Annotated in this window: 2 protein-coding genes; both read left to right on the top strand. The window is 57.4% G+C overall.

Going from position 1 to position 2672, the window contains the following annotated elements:
- Positions 1–325: 325 nt before the first annotated feature.
- Positions 326–1519, top strand: a complete 1194-nt coding sequence (locus tag M7Q83_RS12765) for a CoA transferase (RefSeq protein ID WP_298339523.1) — start codon at positions 326–328, stop codon at positions 1517–1519.
- Positions 1520–1651: 132 nt separating this feature from the next.
- Positions 1652–2665, top strand: coding sequence for a phosphogluconate dehydrogenase (NAD(+)-dependent, decarboxylating) (gene gnd, locus M7Q83_RS12760; RefSeq protein ID WP_298339521.1), 1014 nt, complete (start codon positions 1652–1654; stop codon positions 2663–2665).
- Positions 2666–2672 lie beyond the last annotated feature (7 nt).

Genomic DNA, 2672 nt, shown 5'->3' with positions numbered 1-2672 from the left:
CTGTGGGCAGGCCAGCCAGCCAAACCAACAGGTCGACTCATCTTCACTGCCCTCGCACGTCTGCGGCTAATACCAGCCAACGCAACGAGCCCACCCGAGATCCCACGGCCACCTCCTCTACAAGCACAGCTCCTCGAACTCCTCAGCGTCGATCCCCGTAGGCCCCGATAAAGAGTTGCAGGTCATGGTGGTGGGAACAGCAGTCCTGCATGTGCTGAAAGCCCGGCTAGCCTGCTGGTGTTGTTCGGGCGGGCACGGACAATGGAGCACAGGCGATCGGTGTCCGCTAGGATACGAAGAGTTTCTTCAGGAAAGGGGTGCCGCGGTGGAGCCAGAGGGTGCTCGCTCCAGTGAGAATCATGGTCCTTTAACAGGGCTCTTGGTCGCGGATTTTTCGCGGATTCTCGCCGGTCCTTATGCCACCATGCTCCTTGGTGATCTTGGCGCTACAGTGATCAAAGTTGAGGCACCATCTGGTGATGATACCCGCACCTGGAAACCACCAGTGCGTGGTGATATCTCGACCTATTATCTGGGGATTAATAGGAATAAACGCTCGATTGTCCTCAATCTGGGCGATGACGAGGATAGGGGGCTCGCGCAACAGCTCGCCGGGCGTTCTGACGTGTTGCTCGAGAACTTTAAACCGGGACAGATTGCTCGTTTTGGACTTGATTACGAGACCCTGTCTCAGCGGAATCCGGGGCTTGTCTTTGCATCCATCTCAGGTTTTGGGACGAGGCCACCGGGCTCGGAGATGATGGGATATGACCTGATGATCCAGGCGATGTCAGGACTGATGAGTCTGACAGGTGAGCGAGACGGGCCAGCCTATCGAGCTGGCATCTCGGTGATCGATATCATCGCTGGATTGCACCTTTCGATGGGCATTTTGGCAGCGCTCCATGAACGGGCGAACTCCGGTCTTGGCCAACACGTCGAGGTGAGCCTGCTGACCTCTGCACTATCTGGTCTCGCTAACCATACCGCGGCCGTAACCATGGGTGGGGTGGTTCCATTTCGCATGGGTAACGCACATCCGAGTCTCTACCCGTACGATCCCTTTGCAACCAAAGACGGCGAGTTGATCGTGATCGCCGCAAATGACGGACAGTTCCACTCGTTGACTACCGCTCTTGGAGTACCCCAACTCGCGGATGATCCAAGGTTCTGCCATAACGAATTGCGTACCGCCAATCGAGACCTTCTTGGTCCGATCCTCCAGGAGCGACTGCGCACCAAGACCTCTGATGAGTGGTTTACTCTTTTGACGGCTGTTGGCGTTCCATGCGCGCCGATCAACACCGTCGATCAAGGCATTGCGTTCGCCAAACAGGTTGGCCTTGAACCGACAGTTTTGGTGGGGGATGAGGAGAACCGCCTAGAGATGATTCGTAACCCGATCACCTTCTCCGCGACGCCGCCGAGTTATCGACATCCCCCGCCCGCACTTGGGGCTGACGGTGATGCGGTCCGTGCTTGGCTGCTTGGCGAAGCCGAACTTGATGAACCAACATGAGTGCAGGACGTGATCGATGCAGGCGATCTGTGTTTGGCGAACCTTGTTTGGAGACCGCTGGAGGGCTAACCCGGGAAACGTTCACGACCTTTAGGCTAGGCTACCGAGAGTCGCGCGAAGGAGGAGTTCACAGTGCAGCTAGGAATCATCGGGTTGGGCCGTATGGGGATGAATATGGGTCTCAGGTTGCAAGCAGGAGACGTCGAGGTCTTGGGCTATGATGCTTCGGCTGAGGCACGTCAGGCAGCCCAGAAGGAAGGGCTGTCCTGTGCTGGGAACCTAAACGAATTTGTCGAGGGCCTCACAACGCCGCGAGCGGTATGGTTGATGGTTCCTGCAGGCGTCACTGAACGGGTGCTCGACCAGTTGATCGAGGTCCTTGATCGCGATGACGTCGTCATTGATGGCGGTAATGGGTTTTACCGCGACGACCAAACGCACGCGGCGAAGTTGGCGAAGCATGGTATTCATCATATGGATGCGGGGACAAGCGGTGGTGTTTGGGGGCGCGAACGGGGTTATTGCCTGATGGTCGGTGGCGAAAAGAAGATTTTCGAACGAATCGAGAAGATCTTTGCGGTCTTAGCACCTGGTGTCGACTCAGCACCGCGAACGGATTCTGCCAGCAAGGTACGTCAGGCGGAGCTTGGTTACCTCTACTGTGGTGATCACGGCGCCGGTCATTTTGTGAAGATGGTCCATAACGGGATTGAGTACGGGATGATGGCGTCATTGGCCGAGGGTTTCGCGATCCTTCAAGGTGCTGATATTGGGACACGAGCCCAAGATGCGAGTGCCGAAGTGGCTCCGCTCCATGACCCGACCGCCTACCAGTACGACATCCCCGTGGCCGAGGTGGCAGAGTTGTGGCGCAGGGGGAGCGTCGTTGCCTCTTGGTTGCTCGATCTCGCTGCAGATGCGCTTCGACGTGATCCTACGCTCGACACCTTCAAAGGAAGAGTTTCAGACTCGGGTGAGGGGCGCTGGACGGTGAATGCAGCTATTGATGAGGGGGTGCCTGCCCCAACGATTGCCGCATCGCTCTTTTCGCGCTTCGCTTCCCAGGGTTCGGGAGCCTTCGCGGACAAGGTCCTGTCCGCCTTGCGAAAGGAATTCGGCGGTCACGACGAGTTGCCCAGCGCCTAGCGCTCAT

Origin of the sequence: Ferrimicrobium sp., assembly GCF_027364955.1 — a bacterium.
Lineage (GTDB): Bacteria > Actinomycetota > Acidimicrobiia > Acidimicrobiales > Acidimicrobiaceae > Ferrimicrobium.
The sequence above is the reverse complement of the archived record's forward strand: the minus strand, read 5'-3'. Positions and strand labels throughout refer to the sequence as shown.